General features: G+C 68.0%; 14 protein-coding genes. 4 read left to right on the top strand and 10 right to left on the bottom strand.

The genetic code is table 11. The features are described 5' to 3' along the window. The first annotated feature begins 141 nt into the window (after nucleotides 1-141). Entirely contained in the window at nucleotides 142-1,680 is a 1,539-nt protein-coding gene (locus tag B0F77_RS07280) for a GMC oxidoreductase (RefSeq protein ID WP_483868445.1), read from the top strand. Between the two features lie 23 nt (nucleotides 1,681-1,703). Here the strand turns inward: B0F77_RS07280 and B0F77_RS07275 are convergent, their stop codons facing one another. The 3 genes from B0F77_RS07275 to B0F77_RS07265 form a co-directional block, all read right to left on the bottom strand. Continuing rightward, nucleotides 1,704-2,183 (bottom strand): carboxymuconolactone decarboxylase family protein, encoded by a 480-nt coding sequence (locus B0F77_RS07275; protein WP_086661997.1) that lies wholly within the window; start codon nucleotides 2,181-2,183, stop codon nucleotides 1,704-1,706. Further along, entirely contained in the window at nucleotides 2,180-3,259 is a 1,080-nt protein-coding gene (locus B0F77_RS07270) for an NAD(P)H-dependent amine dehydrogenase family protein (protein ID WP_086661996.1), read from the bottom strand. Before B0F77_RS07270 ends, B0F77_RS07275 begins: the two co-directional genes overlap by 4 nt. Before the next feature lie 71 nt (nucleotides 3,260-3,330). Beyond that, nucleotides 3,331-3,561, bottom strand: a complete 231-nt coding sequence (locus tag B0F77_RS07265; protein ID WP_086661995.1) for a hypothetical protein — start codon at nucleotides 3,559-3,561, stop codon at nucleotides 3,331-3,333. A gap of 147 nt (nucleotides 3,562-3,708) precedes the next feature. Between B0F77_RS07265 and B0F77_RS07260 the strand changes: the two genes are divergently transcribed. After that, nucleotides 3,709-3,945: a hypothetical protein gene (locus tag B0F77_RS07260; RefSeq protein ID WP_143466609.1), complete on the top strand. Its 237-nt coding sequence runs from the start codon at nucleotides 3,709-3,711 to the stop codon at nucleotides 3,943-3,945. A gap of 13 nt (nucleotides 3,946-3,958) precedes the next feature. Here the strand turns inward: B0F77_RS07260 and B0F77_RS07255 are convergent, their stop codons facing one another. The 3 genes from B0F77_RS07255 to B0F77_RS07245 are packed head-to-tail and all read right to left on the bottom strand — an operon-like array spanning nucleotide 3,959 to nucleotide 6,901. Then, a complete protein-coding gene (locus B0F77_RS07255) occupies nucleotides 3,959-4,684 on the bottom strand; it encodes an alpha/beta fold hydrolase (protein ID WP_086661993.1) in 726 nt (241 codons plus the stop codon). A 19-nt stretch (nucleotides 4,685-4,703) separates the two neighbouring features. Continuing rightward, a complete protein-coding gene (gene dinB, locus B0F77_RS07250; protein ID WP_086661992.1) occupies nucleotides 4,704-5,894 on the bottom strand; it encodes a DNA polymerase IV in 1,191 nt (396 codons plus the stop codon). A 35-nt stretch (nucleotides 5,895-5,929) separates the two neighbouring features. Further along, nucleotides 5,930-6,901, bottom strand: coding sequence for a serine hydrolase domain-containing protein (locus B0F77_RS07245; protein ID WP_086661991.1), 972 nt, complete (start codon nucleotides 6,899-6,901; stop codon nucleotides 5,930-5,932). 150 nt (nucleotides 6,902-7,051) lie between these two features. Between B0F77_RS07245 and B0F77_RS07240 the strand changes: the two genes are divergently transcribed. Together B0F77_RS07240 and B0F77_RS07235 are read left to right on the top strand one after the other, a co-directional pair. Beyond that, complete coding sequence (locus B0F77_RS07240; RefSeq protein ID WP_245847870.1) at nucleotides 7,052-8,578, top strand: ArnT family glycosyltransferase; 1,527 nt, start codon at nucleotides 7,052-7,054, stop codon at nucleotides 8,576-8,578. A gap of 286 nt (nucleotides 8,579-8,864) precedes the next feature. Continuing rightward, nucleotides 8,865-9,995 carry an HNH endonuclease signature motif containing protein gene (locus tag B0F77_RS07235; protein ID WP_086661990.1) on the top strand — a complete coding sequence of 377 codons (1,131 nt, stop codon included), beginning with the start codon at nucleotides 8,865-8,867 and terminating at the stop codon, nucleotides 9,993-9,995. 4 nt (nucleotides 9,996-9,999) lie between these two features. Here B0F77_RS07235 and B0F77_RS07230 read toward each other — a convergent pair whose 3' ends face one another. Genes B0F77_RS07230 through B0F77_RS07215 form a run of 4 tightly spaced genes read right to left on the bottom strand, consistent with a single transcriptional unit; the run spans nucleotide 10,000 to nucleotide 13,365 of the window. Then, nucleotides 10,000-10,854 (bottom strand): SDR family NAD(P)-dependent oxidoreductase, encoded by an 855-nt coding sequence (locus B0F77_RS07230; RefSeq protein WP_245847869.1) that lies wholly within the window; start codon nucleotides 10,852-10,854, stop codon nucleotides 10,000-10,002. After that, nucleotides 10,851-11,423, bottom strand: a complete 573-nt coding sequence (locus B0F77_RS07225) for a TetR/AcrR family transcriptional regulator (protein ID WP_086661988.1) — start codon at nucleotides 11,421-11,423, stop codon at nucleotides 10,851-10,853. The genes B0F77_RS07230 and B0F77_RS07225 overlap by 4 nt, the downstream gene beginning before the upstream one ends. 47 nt (nucleotides 11,424-11,470) lie before the next feature. Then, complete coding sequence (locus B0F77_RS07220; RefSeq protein ID WP_086661987.1) at nucleotides 11,471-12,136, bottom strand: response regulator; 666 nt, start codon at nucleotides 12,134-12,136, stop codon at nucleotides 11,471-11,473. Continuing rightward, on the bottom strand, nucleotides 12,133-13,365 hold the full coding sequence (locus tag B0F77_RS07215) for a sensor histidine kinase (protein ID WP_086661986.1): 1,233 nt from the start codon (nucleotides 13,363-13,365) through the stop codon (nucleotides 12,133-12,135). Before B0F77_RS07215 ends, B0F77_RS07220 begins: the two co-directional genes overlap by 4 nt. Nucleotides 13,366-13,380: the final 15 nt, after the last annotated feature.

The following is a 13,380-nucleotide window of genomic DNA, read 5'->3' as shown; positions in this document are numbered from 1 at the left end:
TCCCACAAGCCCAGGTATAACTTGTTCTCATGCGCTCACAGTGAGGAAGATCACATGACCCACACAATGACGTGTGACAACGGTTTCGAGGGTCCTTCGCGCCGCACGTTTCTTGCTGGAACAGGTTCTATTCTTGGTGCCGTGGCACTCGGTGGTCTCGCTCCAGCGGCACGAGCGTCCACGTCGATCGCGGACGCCGCCGTGATCCCCGCCCTGGTGATCGGCACGGGCTACGGCGGCAGCGTGGCGGCCCTGCGGCTCGCCCAGGCCGGCGTCGACGTCCACATGGTCGAGATGGGGATGGCCTGGGACACGCCCGGCGCGGACGGCAAGATCTTCGCCAACACGACGACGCCGGACCAGCGGTCGTTCTGGCTGCGCACCAAGACGAAACAGCCGCTGAGCAACTTCCTGGGCTTCCCGATCGACAAGGCGATCCCGCGCTACACCGGCGTTCTGGACGCCGAGGAGTTCGCCGGCATCACCGTCTACCAGGGGCGCGGCGTCGGCGGCGGCTCGCTCGTCAACGGTGGCATGGCGGTCACGCCGAAGCGCGAGTACTTCGGCGACGTGCTCCCGATGGTGAACGCCGACGAGATGTACAACACCTACTACCCGCGCGCCAACGCGGAGCTCGGGGTCGGCCTGATCCGCCCGGAGTGGTTCGAGACGACCGACGCCTACCAGTACGCGCGGGTCGGCCGGAAGCACGCGCAGCGGTCGAACTTCCCGTACGTGTTCGTGCCGACCGTGTACGACTGGAACTACATGGAGCAGGAGGCGGCCGGGACCGTCCCGAAGTCCGCGCTGATCGGGGAGATCCTGTACGGCAACAACTACGGCAAGAAGTCGTTGCAGAAGACCTATCTCAGCAAGGTCCGGGCCACCGGCCGCGTCACCATCTCGCCGCTGCACCGGGTCGTGTCGGTCGTGCCGGCGTCGGGTGGGTACAGCGTCACCATCGAGCAGCTCAACACCACCGGCGACCCGATCGCCACCAAACAGGTCACGGCCGCCAGGGTGTTCTTCGCGGCGGGCAGCGTCGGCACCAGCAAGCTCCTGGTCAAGCTCAAGGCCACCGGCGCGCTGCCCAACCTGAACGGTGAGGTCGGCAGGGGCTGGGGCGACAACGGCAACGTCATGTGCGGCCGCGCCAACCACATGTGGGACCCGACGGGCGCGCTCCAGTCGTCCATCCCCACGCTCGGCATCGACAACTGGGCGGCCGGCGGCGCGTTCGCCGAGGTGGCGCCGCTGCCGACCGGCATCGAGACCTACGCGTCGTTCTACCTGTCGATCACCAAGACCCCGAACCGCGGCCAGTTCTCCTGGAACGCCGCCGCGGGCAAGGTCGACCTCAACTGGCAGACCGCGTGGAAAGAGGTGTCGATCAACGCGGCGAAGAGCATCTTCGACAAGATCAACGCCAAGGAGGGGACGATCTACCGGACCGACTTCTTCGGCGTGTACAAGGTCTGGGGCGACCACCTCACGTACCACCCGCTCGGTGGCGCGGTCCTGAACAAGGCCACCGACAACTACGGGCGCCTGCACGGCTATCCCGGCCTGTACGTGATCGACGGGTCGCTGATTCCCGGCAGCACCGTGGTGAACCCGTTCGTCACGATCACGGCGCTGGCCGAGCGGAACATCGAGAAGATCATCGCGACCGACCTCTGACGACAGTCCAGTGTGGACCGAAGTCAGAACTTCGGCAGCACGCACATCGCGTCGAGGCCGAACACCCGGTTCAACCTGCCGAACACGAGCCACGCCCCGATGCTCATCGTCAGTTCCACGATCTCCACCTGGCTGTAGTGCTCGGCCATGCGGGACCAGAACTCCTCGTCGAGGCCGTGGTGATCCAGTGCGTACCGCTCGGCGTACTCCGCGGCCAGCCGCGCGCGGTCGTCGAAGGCGTCGGTGGTGCGCCACTGGGTCACCGCGTCGATGAAGTCGTCCTCGACCTTCACGCCGTCGCGTTCGGTCCGCCAGTCGAGGCAGAACATGCAGCCGTTGATCTGCGCGATCCGCAGGCGGGCGGCCTCGAACTCGCGCAGCCCCAGCGTGGTGTGCTGGTACACGGCCAGCGAGAGGTTCGCCGCGGCGATGCCGATGCCCGGCACCAGCTCGCCCCACACGTACCCGATGGGGTCCTTGCCCTCGGGGATGTCGATGTTCATCGCGGGCTCCTTCCGAGCTTGCCTGGCACCGGCCGCAACGGGACGTCCAGAGCGTCGTAGAGGCCGGGTTCCGCCTCGGCCAGCCAGTCGATGGCGTTCACGATGCGGCCGACCGCAGTCGCGTTGCCGCCAGCGGAACGGTTCTCGCCCTCGTCGACCGCCTCGACCGACACCTCGATGCGCGGGCGTCCCTCGATGATCACCTTGTGTGCGCCGTCGCCCGACGGCGGCATCGGCCAGTCCGTCGCGCACGACGCGTGGATGCGCGTGACGTGCTCGATGACGATGAGCGGTTCGCCACCGACGATGCCCTGCACCTCGAACCGGATCGCGCCCTGCGTGCCCGCCTCGAACTCGCCCATGGTCCTGGTCGTCACGGTCTCGTCGAGCGCGCGCCGGTCCACGGTCTCGCGGATCTCGTCGATCTCGACACCCAGCGCCCTCGCCATCAGCCGGATCTGCCCGCCCCACACCATGGTCGGCACCGTCGCCATGAGCATCGGCGCCTGGTAGTCGAGCGGCTGCCCGAACCCGATCAGCCACCGCACCGCGTCGGGCTGGTCGTAGGTGGAGTAGTCGAAGATCTCCTGGCAGCGCACCGCGTCGATCCGGCTGCCCAGCCCGCTGATCATCAACGGCAGCACGTCGTTGCCCCAGCCGGGGTCGACGCCCGAGACGAACAGCGACCCGCCCCCCTCCTTGATGGCGGCTAGAACCGGTTCTCGTAACTCCGGCGGCGCGCTGCGGTGGTCGTAGAGCGCGTACAGCGAGGGCGTGACGACGACCGCGCCCGCCCTGATCGCCCTGGTGATGTCGGCGAGCGCGTCGTCTGGGCGGATGTCGCCGGACGCGGCGTAGACGACGGCGCGTGGGCTCGCGGCCAGCGCCGCATCGATGTCCGTGGTGGCCGCGACCCCGAGTTCGTGGTCCAGCCCGGCGAGATCACCGGCGTCCCGGCCGGCCTTCTCGGGGTTGTGGACCACCACGGCCGTCAGTTTCAGTCCCGGATGGGCCTCGACGGCGCGAATCGCGGCACGGCCGACGTTTCCGGTGCCCCACACCACTGTGGCGATCATGCCGGTAGACTAACTAGAACACGTTTCAGTTTACAAGCGGCCATCGGGTGTAAAGGAGCGGTGAATCGGCCTCAGCGGTTCGACGAGGGGAACCGGCCGTCCGCACTGCCGAGCGCCACCAGCGCCGTGTACTGGTCCTGCCATGACCGCTCGGTCGCGAGCAGGTCGGCGAGCCGCTGCACCCACTCCTCGTCGACCGTCTGTCCGGCGCCCGCCGTCAGATGACGCGCCGTTTCCTCACGTGCCTTGAGCCACTCGGACAGTGTCGGTTCGAGCGCGGGTCCGCCCTGGTCTTCTGGCATGTGGCGACAGTACGCGGTGCGCCTGGCACTCGCCGGTGGCCTTTGCGCTACTCTGGGCATGTTGGGGTACCAGCTGACGGCAATCAGCCGATGCGGTCCCCGATCCCGTCCGGTCCGGTGTTTCCGGCCGGGGACAGGAGTGCCGGCTTGCAGCCGGAACACCAGGCGTCACCCTCTTCTCGGTTCGATCAGCCACGCCGTGCGGCGGCCGACTTCGCGCAGGCGAGGCTGGACGCCGAGACGGCCGGGGTCCACCAGCAGCGTCAGGCCGCCAGGCGAGTCGCGGAACGGTCCCACGACGTGGGCGACTGCCGTGAGCTGCTGGCGATGCTCGGCCTGGCGAACCTGCCGGCGCTGGCCGCCGATGGAGCAGGCAGGCTCTGACTGTCCACTCGAGTCACTGGAGTAGGAACCGCTCCAGCGCGGCGTTGAACCCCGGTGCTTCTGGCACCAGGTGATCGCGCCCGCGGCAGATCGCCCGCGAGGCACTTGTCTCGCGGGCGATCGTGTCGCAGATGGTCTCCTGGGCCTCGCTGTGCCCGCCGGACACCACGAGGATCGGGAAACCGGCTTCGCGCAACGCGGGCAGCGGCGGTTCGGCCTCGTCCGGCGACCGCGCGCCCAGCAGCTGCCGCATGCCCTTGACCAACGTCGGGTGCGGCTCGTCGGGCACCTCGACCGGCACACCCGCGATGACGAAGAACCGCCGCAACCCCTCGACGGGGTCCAGGCCGGAACCGAGCAGGGCGCTGATCTGGGCGGCGTACTCGTCCACGGCAGGGACACCCCGTGCGACGGCGGTGGACGGTGGTTCGACGATGGTCAGCGACAGCACGTTCGCCGGCCGCGCCGCCGCCGCGTACATCGAGACGATGCCGCCGTAGGAGTGGCCGACGAGGTGGCTCGGCTGGTCGAGCAGCTGGTCGGCGACGAGCGCGGCTTCCCGTTCGAAGTCCTGCCGGGCGGGCGGCGACTGGCCGTGGCCCGGCCGGTCCGGCGCGAGCAGCGTCCACCGTTCGGTGAGCGGGCGCTGTGCCCGCCACGTCTCCCGGCCGCCGAGCACGCCGCCGTGCACCAGCACCACGCGCGGTCCCTGCCCCCATTGGTGAACGTGCAGTCGCATGATCCGAGAGCGTATGGGGTCAGTCCGGCAGCAGTGGTACCGAAATTCCAGGATCGCGGCCCAACAGCGCCGCCCGCGTCACCGACGAACTGCCGAACCGGTCCCGCAGGACGTCCAGGGCGGCGTCCAGAGCGGCGGGTTTGGCCTCCTCGAACGGCAACACCAGCTGCATCGGCGTGTCGTTCTGGAGGTTGGTGAGGGAGATGCCCAGCAGGGTGATGCCGCGGTTCCTGATCATGGGCATCGCCGTGCCGAGCAGCTGTCTCGCCGCGGACAGCAGCACCTCGGTCTCCGTCGTCGGGTCCTTGAGCGTGTGCGAGCGGGTCGCTCGCGTGAAGTCGGCGAACCGCAGGCGGAGGATGACCGTCCGGCACGCGCGGTGGCCCGTGCGCAGACGCCGTGAGATGCCGTCGATGAGCGAGGCGAGGATGGCTTCGAGGTCGTCCTGCGTGCGTTCCCGGCGGCCCAACGCCCGTTGCGAACCGATCGAGCGGCGCCGCTGTCCTGTTTGGACCGGACGCGGATCGTGGTTGTGCGCCAACGCGTGCAGCTGCCGGCCCGCCGCCCTGCCGATGAGCGACACGAGCCCGGTCTCGTCGAACCCGGCGACCTCGCCGACCGTCCGGATGCCCAGGCTGTGCAGCCTGGCGGCGATGACCTCGCCGACGCCCCACAGCCGTTCGACGGGCAACGGGTGCAGGAACTCGAGTTCCTGGTCCGCCGGCACGACCAGCAGGCCGTCCGGCTTCGCGACCCCGCTGGCGACCTTGGCGAGGAACTTGGTCCGCGCGACGCCGACCGTGATCGGTAGCCCGACCTGCTCCAGCACGGTCGCCCGCAGGCGTGCGGCGATCAGTTCCGGCGGCCCCACGATCCGGTGCAGGCCACCGACGTCCAGGAACGCCTCGTCGATCGAGATGCCCTCGACCAGCGGTGTCGTGTCGCGGAACACCTCGAACACCGCCTTGCTCGCGGCGCAGTAAGCCGACATCCGCGGTGGCACGACGATCGCGTGTGGACAGAGCCTGCGTGCCCGCGCCCCACCCATCGCGGTCCGCACCCCGTACGCCTTGGCCTCGTAGCTCGCGGCCAGCACCACGCCGGTGCCCACGATCACCGGGCGGCCGCGCAGCTTCGGGTCGTCCCGCTGCTCGACGGCCGCGTAGAACGCGTCCAGGTCGGCGTGCAGGATCGGAGTGCTCACGAACACATGTTCGCATCCGTCACTCGTTCAGAACAGTGGTGTCACATGATCGTGCGGGCAATCGGCCAGGCGCCGGGCGCGGTGTTGGAAAGGACGGTGCGGGTGGTGCTGGTGTGACGGTCGTGAGTGGACTTGAACGACACCCCGGCGTCGTATCCGGCGAGGATCACCGTGTCGTCGGTTTCGTGCAGCCAGAAACCGAGCCCGTAACGCAGTGACTCCTCGGGCACGTCGTGGCGCGGCCGCACGATCTCGTCGACGTCGGCCACGATGTCGCCGGCGAAGAGCGCCCGCCAGAACGCGGACATGTCGGCGGCGGTCGTGTGGATACCGCCGTCACCGGTCGCCAGGACCGGCAGGTGGAAGATGTTCGAGCGGTCCATCCCGTCCAGGTATCCGACAGCGGCGTCGGCGGGTAGTTCGTCGGCGCGCAGGAACTCGGTCCTGGTCATCGCGGCCGGGCGGAGCACCCGTTCGCGAACCAGTTCGTGGTAACCGATGCCGCTCGCCCGTTCCGCCAGCAGCGCGAGCACCACGAACCCGCCGTTGCAGTAGCCGAACCGTTCGCCGGCCTTGAACTTGGCGGGAAGCCCTGCCATCAGCGGCAGGAAGGCCTCGGTCGTGGTCAGCAGGTGCACCGCGCCGACCATGTAGTCGTTGGCCTCCCAGTCGCCTTCCTCGTCGAGGTAGTCGCCGATGCCGGACGTGTGCGAGAGCAGGTGCTCGACCGTGACGTCGTCGGCGATCAGCGGCAGGTCGTCGCCGAGCAGTGAGCGGGCCGTGGTGTCCAGGCCCAGCAAGCCTTCTCGCACCAGTGAGAGCACGGCCAGTGCCGTGAAGCCCTTGCTGCCGCTGGCGGTGCCGAACCTGGTGTCCAGCGTGTTCGGCACGCGGTAGGCGCGGTTGGCGAGCCCGTAGGCCTTCGCGAACTCGACCTCTCCGGCGCGGTCGATCGAGACCACGCCGGAAAAACCGGTGTCGGCGGCGATCCTGTCCACGTCCTCGATCGGCATTCCCGCAGGCTAGCCCCAGGCGTCGGGCACCCCGAAACGGATTTTCCGGTCAGCGGACCGCGGTCTGCCGAGTCAGGTGTGACAACCAAATCGGCGGGCACCCCGTTTCCGGAGTGTCGGGCTTGTTCGCGAACCTGGAAGGACCCGCGGTTGTCGCTCGCCACGATCCAGCTACCTCGCACCGTCGGGGTGCGTGCCGGCGAACAGCCACCGGTTGCGCACCGCCGGTGGCTGTTCGCGCTGGTCGCCGCCGTGTTGCTGGCCCAGATGGCGATCGCGATGGGCACGACGGCGCTGCAGCAGAGCCCGACCATCGACGAGCCGGTCTACGTGGGTGCGGCGGCGGTGTACCTGGAGGAACACAGCCTCCGGTACAACCCTGAGCATCCGCCGCTGGGCAAGCTGATCATGGCCACCGGGCTGGCGTTCGCGGATCTGCGGCTGGCGCCTGGGTTCCGGGGCGACCAGACCGAACTCGGCAGGCACGTGCTCTACGAGTCCGGCAACGATCCCGGGCACCTGTTGTGGCTGGCCAGATTGCCGATGATCGTGCTGACGCTGCTGTTCGGGCTCGTCGTGTTCCTGTTCGCCCGCGACCTGACCGGCGACACCGGCGGACTGGTCGCGCTCGCGCTGTACACGTTCTCGCCGGACCTGATCGCGCACGGATCGCTTGCCACGCTGGACGTTCCGGCCGCCGGGTTCGTGCTGACGTCGGCCTGGCTGCTGTGGCGTGCCCGCCGCGACCCCGTCTTCCTGCCGTTCGCCGGACTCGCCCTCGGCGCGGCGCTGGCCACCAAGATGAACACCCTCGCCGTCGTTCCGTTGCTGCTGTTCCTGGTCTTTCGCACGCACCGGATGCGCGGTGTCGCCATCACGTCGCTGATCGCGGTCGCCGTGGTGTGGGCGTCGTACCTCGTCGTGGATCCGCTGGCGTCGTTTCCTGGGCCGTATCTGGACGGCCTGCGCCTCCAGTTCGGCTTCGAGAACCGGGTGTGGGGCGGCTATCTGTTCGGTGAGCACTACGAAGGGTCGCGCTGGTACTACCTGCCCGCCGCGCTGCTCGTGAAGACGCCGCTGGGCGCGCTCGTGCTGTGGTTCGCCGGAATCCTCGCCATGGCGAAGCTGCGGGCGGCGCCGTACGTTCTTGCTCCCGCGGCCGTGTTGCTGGCGGCGGCGATGACCGGCAACCGTGACCTCGGGGTCCGGTACGCGATCTTCGTGCCGATGTTCCTGGCGGTCGCTGCGGCCGCTGTGGTCGCGGCTCGTCGTCGGTGGGCCGTTGTCGCCGTCGCTGTGGCTGCGGTCAGTTCGTTGGCGGCCTTTCCGTACTACCTGCCGTATTCGAACGAGGCGTTCGGCGGTTCGGCTCAGACGCATCTGCGTCTGCACGACTCGAACGTTGACTGGGGGCAGGATCTGGGGCGTCTGGCCGAGCGGTTGAAGCGCTATCCCAGTGAGCGGACCTGGCTCATCTACAAAGGGGCCGGGGTGCCGGAGTACTACGGCATTCGTGCTGGGGATCCTCGGGTGGTGCCGCCGGAGCAGGTGCGTGGGCTGCTTGTCGTGTCTGACACTGCTATCGCCAAGGCTGATGACCGGTTGAAGGCGTTGATTGCGTCCAGTACGTCGATCGACTCGGTTGGGCATTCGATCACGATTTTTCGGCGGTCGTAGGTTTCGGCTTGGGTTTCGGGCACGCCTGGCGGCGACCCGGCACATGCCCTCCTTCGTCGGGCGTGTGCCGGAACGGATTTCTGTGGTTGCGTTGGTTGGGTGGTTGCGGGGCGTGGTCCATTTGCGTTGTTTGGGTTCCGGGGGCGTGCGTGGTTGCTAGTGGTTGCGTGTCGTAGAGAGAAAAACGACGCACGGGCTATACGGCGGCATGTCTGAGCTGGGGTTTCACCCTATTGAGTGGCTGGATTTGGTCATTTTGGTTTTTGATCAAGAATAGAATTGAGGTATGGAAGCGGTCGAGGTTCTCGATGCCCTGGCTTATCACGAGAGGGAAATCGCCTATCATCAGGCGCAGTCGTTGCGCGTGCTCGCCGACTATGCGATCGCGTGTGAAGGCGAGGAGTTCTTCGACGCCGAGATCGCGGCGGCGATGCGGTGGACGTCGCGGTGGACCAGCGATCAGATCGCCTTGGCGCTTGACCTTGTGTCGAAGTTGCCTCGGACGCTGGACGCGTTGGAGAAGGGCGAGATCGACCTCTACAAGGCTCGTGTCATGCATGACAAGACCGGGCCGTTGTCCGCTGATCTCGCGGCCGAGGTGGAGGAGCGGGTGCTGGCCAAGGCTCCGGGGCAGACCGGTGCGCAGATGCGGCAGCTCACCAGCCGGGTCGTGATGCGGGTGGACCCGGAAGGGCACAAGGAACGGGCCGAGGAGCGCAAGAAGCAGCGGTGCACCGGGATCGATGCCATGGAAGAGGACATGGCCCGGTTCTGGGCTTATCTGCCCGCGCACCTCGCTACCGCCTGCTACGCCCGCGTCGACGCCATCGCCCGCCAGACCAAGACCCCGACCGATCCGCGCACCCTCGACCAGGTGCGTGCTGATGTGGTGGCCGACCTGATTCTGGCGACGCCGGACAAGTCCAGTGCGGTCAAGGTGGAGCTGTACGTCGCGGTGTCCGCGGCCACGTTGATGGGCGTGTCCGAGCAGCCCGGTGAACTCGCCGGGTACGGCCCGATCACCGCCGACCTGGCTCGTGAGCTGGCCGGGGACTCCACCTGGCGTCGTCTGCTCATCGATCCGGCGACCGGTGAGGCCCTGGAGTTCGGCACGTCCACCTATCGTCCGCCCGCCGCGCTGCGCAGGTTCGTGTGGACTCGTGATCGCACGTGCCGGTTCCCGGGGTGCACCCGCCAGGCCCAGCACACCGACCTCGACCACACGGTCCCGTTCCCGCTGGGATCCACGTCGGCGGCCAACCTCGGCGCGTTCTGCCGCAGGCATCACCGGGTCAAGCACCGCACCGCTTGGGAAGTGTCCCAGCCCAAGTCCGGCAGGTTCTGCTTCCGCAGTCCGGCAGGGAAGACCTACCACCGCGAACCGGAAGCGGTGCTCGGCGACCTGCCACCCTTCTGAGGATTTACGCGGACAGATCGAGACCGGTGAGCTCGCAGCTCTTCTCCCACAGCGCGGCAGCGGTGTCGGGGTCGGTCATGTGCGCGTGCGGTCGTTCCAGGTGGGGCCTGCCGCGCAGGCCGAACTGGCGGGGGCCCCAGAGTTGGCCGCCTTCGACCTCGGGGTCCAGCACGGCTTTCACCGTGGGCATCGCACCAGAATCCTTGCCGTGCAACAGCAATCCGGCAATTCGGGTGGAGGTCGGCCGGGTGTGGACTCCGGGACGGCTGGGGGTCAGGGAGTCCAGGGCTCCGCCGGGGTGGACTACGACGCTCATCGCCCGGCTGCCCGCGGCGCGCAGGCGGCGGTCGAGTTCGAAGCCGAAGCTCATCTGGGCGAGTTTGGAACGTCCGTAGGTGCGTTTCGGGTCGTAGGCGTTGGTGGACTGCAGGTCGTCGAGGTCGAGGCGTTCGGAGCGCGCGGCGAAGCTGCCCACGGTGATGATCCGGGCGGTGGTGAGCAACGGGGTCAGCCAGTACGTGAGCGCGAAGTGCCCGAGGTGGTTGGTGGCGAACATCAGTTCGTGCCCGTCGACGCTTTCCCTGCGATCAGGGGAATCCAGGGCGATTCCGGCGTTGAACACGACGGCGTCCAGCTGATCCAGACCGTCCACTGAGGACTTCAGTGACGACAGGTCGCCGAGGTCCAGCGGCAGGTGGCGGATGTCGGCACCGGGAACGCGCGTCCGGATCGCGTCCGCCGCTGTCTCGGCCTTGGTGCTGGAGCGGCTGCCGAGGATCACGGTGGCGCCTGCTTGCGCCAGTTGTTCGGCGGTGAAGTAGCCGATGCCCGCGTTGCCGCCGGTCACGAGAACGTTCACAGGTCGGGCCATCCTTGCTTGAGATGGGAGAACGCCTCGGCCAGGGCAGCGGTGCGGTCCGGCCGGGTGGAGGCGAGATCGGGGGTTTCCAGCACGTAGCGAGCCAGGACGTGCAGCGAGTCGTCGGGTTCCGCGAGTCCGGAGGCCTCGGCGAGGAGTGTCGCGAGGGTGTCTTGGCAGGCGATCCAGCACGTGCGGGCGTAGGCCCAGAGCGCCGGTGTGCTCATGACCAGGTCCATGCGGCGCCGGTACTCCGCGGGCAGATCCTCCCGGAAGGGCGCCCTGTCCGCGAAGAACGCGTACAGGGCGTCCAGGACGGACACGCCTTCGGGACGTTCGCGGACCGCCGCGGTCAGGGAGGCCTCGCGTTCGCCGCTGTCGTCGAGAATCAGCGCTTCCTTGCCGGCCGGGAAGTGTGCGAACAACGTCGCGATCGCGGTGTCGGCCGCTTCGGCGATCTCCTTGACCGTCACGTTGTCGTAGCCGCGTTCGAGGAAGAGCCGCAGTGCGGCGTCAGCGAGTGCCTTGCGGGTCGTCGCCTTCTTCCGATCACGCCGTCCGGTCGTCATGCGTCCACCATAACCAGAACGAGTTCAAAACTGAAATCGTTCTGATTTTACTCGCCGGGGACCACGATGCCCATCTCGTAGGCGGCCACGATCGCCTGGGCTCGGTCACGCACTCCCAGCTTCGCGAACACCCGGCTGACGTGGGTCTTCGCGGTCTGCTCGACGATCACGAGCGCGGCCGCGATCTCGCTGTTCGACATCCCGCGCGCGACCAGCCGCAGCACCTTCAACTCCTGCGCGGTGAGCCGGTCCGCGCGCTCCGGCTTGACCGTCTCCGGCCTGCGCGCGGCGAACTCCGCGACCAGCCGGCGGGTGACGGCGGGTGCGAACAGCGCGTTGCCCGCCGCGATCACCCGCACGGCGTTGACCAGGTCCTCCAGCGGCGCGTCCTTGAGCAGGAACCCGCTGGCGCCCATCCGCAGCGCGCCGTAGACGTACTCGTCGACGTCGAACGTGGTCAGCATGAGCACCCGAACGGTGTCGGCGAGGTCTGGGTTGCCGAGGATCTGCTTGGCTGCTTCCAGACCGTCCATGATCGGCATGCGGACGTCCATCAGCACGACGTCAGGACGGTCGCGGATGGCCGCGTGCACGGCGTCGGCGCCGTTGCCCGCCTCGCCGACGACCGTGATGTCGGGCTGTGCGGCGAGCACCGCGCGGAAGCTCTGCCGGACCATTGTCTGGTCATCGACGATCAGCACCCTGATGTTCACCCGGTCGAACCCTCGTTCCCGTTGAGCGGCAACGTGACCGCCACGACGAAACCACCCCGTTCAGCCGGACCCGCGCGGAACTCACCGCGCAGGGCGGCAACCCGTTCGCGCATGCCCAGCAGGCCGTGCTTGGTCCGATCGTCCGGTGGCGACGGTGGTTCTGTCGCGGCGCTGTTGGTGACGGTCAGCCGCAGTTCTGTCGAGTCCGCCGAGATCTGTACGTCCACAGTGGATCCGGGGGCGTGGCGCAAGGCGTTGCTCAGTGCTTCCTGGGCGATCCGGAACGCGGACAGCGCCACTCCGGTCGGCACGTTCTGCACGTCTCCCGAGATTTGCAACGACACCTCGACTCCCGCGCCGCGCAGACGGTCGACGAGCTCGGCGATCTCCTCCACGCGTGGTTGCGGAGCCGTCTCCACGTGGCCGTCCTCGTTGCGCAGCACCCCCAGCAGCCGACGCATCTCGGTCAGGCCTTCGCGTGCGGTGTCCTGCATTTCCGAGAATTCGGTGAGCAGTTCCGGTGGCAGGTCGGCGAACCGGTATCGCGCGCTTCCCGCCCGTAGTGCGAGTACGGACATGTGATGCGCCACGACGTCGTGCAGCTCGCGCGCGATGACCGCGCGCTCGCCCAACGTGGCCACTCGTGTCTGTTGTTCGGCGCTGTCGGCTTCCGCGATGCGCCGCAACCGCATCGCGTTGCCGAGCACGAGCGCCCCGCCCACGATGGCGCTGGCCATGAGCGTGTACTGCCAGTAGATGTAATGCGGCAGCCACACGGCGAGCATGGTGTAGAAGAACACCCACGCCAGAACGGTCTGGCGATAGTTCAGCGCGACGACCAGCAGTACCACCGTGGTCGCGAGGAACAACCCTGGCGACCAGGGCAAGAGCCACTCGTCGTTCCAGCTCCAGTTGATCACCGGCTCCAGCACCACCAGCGCGACCGACAGCCGCCACGCCCACATGGGACGCGTGAGCGTCAGGAGCACGGCCGCCGCGGCGATCCCGGTGAACCACCACCCCGAAATCGGGTAGTCCCAGCCCCTGCGTCCAGGTGGGACGATCACGTCCAGGAGGACGACGAACGCCGCCACCGCACAGGTGAACCCCAGCCGGACATGCCGCCATTGTGCCGATGGCGGTGTCTTGACGAGTTGGTTCGCGGCGAAGAGTGTCGTGACACCCGTGGCGAGGAACTGCCGGACCTCACTGAGTTTCATGTACCCCATTGCCTGAACGTTAGG

Origin of the sequence: Lentzea kentuckyensis (genome assembly GCF_002150765.1) — a bacterium.
In the GTDB taxonomy this organism is placed as follows: Bacteria; Actinomycetota; Actinomycetes; order Mycobacteriales; family Pseudonocardiaceae; genus Lentzea; species Lentzea kentuckyensis.
This window is presented reverse-complemented; position numbering and strand designations above follow the sequence as displayed.

What these genes read in the sequence shown, in the direction of transcription:
- B0F77_RS07275 (WP_086661997.1), bottom strand. Translation starts at nt 2,183, where the DNA reads ATGAACATCGACATCCCCGAGGGCAAGGACCCCATCGGGTACGTGTGG.
- B0F77_RS07255 (WP_086661993.1), bottom strand. Translation starts at nt 4,684, where the DNA reads ATGCGACTGCACGTTCACCAATGGGGGCAGGGACCGCGCGTGGTGCTG.
- B0F77_RS07235 (WP_086661990.1), top strand. Translation starts at nt 8,865, where the DNA reads ATGGAAGCGGTCGAGGTTCTCGATGCCCTGGCTTATCACGAGAGGGAA.
- B0F77_RS07215 (WP_086661986.1), bottom strand. Translation starts at nt 13,365, where the DNA reads ATGGGGTACATGAAACTCAGTGAGGTCCGGCAGTTCCTCGCCACGGGT.
- B0F77_RS07245 (WP_086661991.1), bottom strand. Translation starts at nt 6,901, where the DNA reads ATGCCGATCGAGGACGTGGACAGGATCGCCGCCGACACCGGTTTTTCC.
- B0F77_RS07270 (WP_086661996.1), bottom strand. Translation starts at nt 3,259, where the DNA reads ATGATCGCCACAGTGGTGTGGGGCACCGGAAACGTCGGCCGTGCCGCG.
- B0F77_RS07225 (WP_086661988.1), bottom strand. Translation starts at nt 11,423, where the DNA reads ATGACGACCGGACGGCGTGATCGGAAGAAGGCGACGACCCGCAAGGCA.
- B0F77_RS07265 (WP_086661995.1), bottom strand. Translation starts at nt 3,561, where the DNA reads ATGCCAGAAGACCAGGGCGGACCCGCGCTCGAACCGACACTGTCCGAG.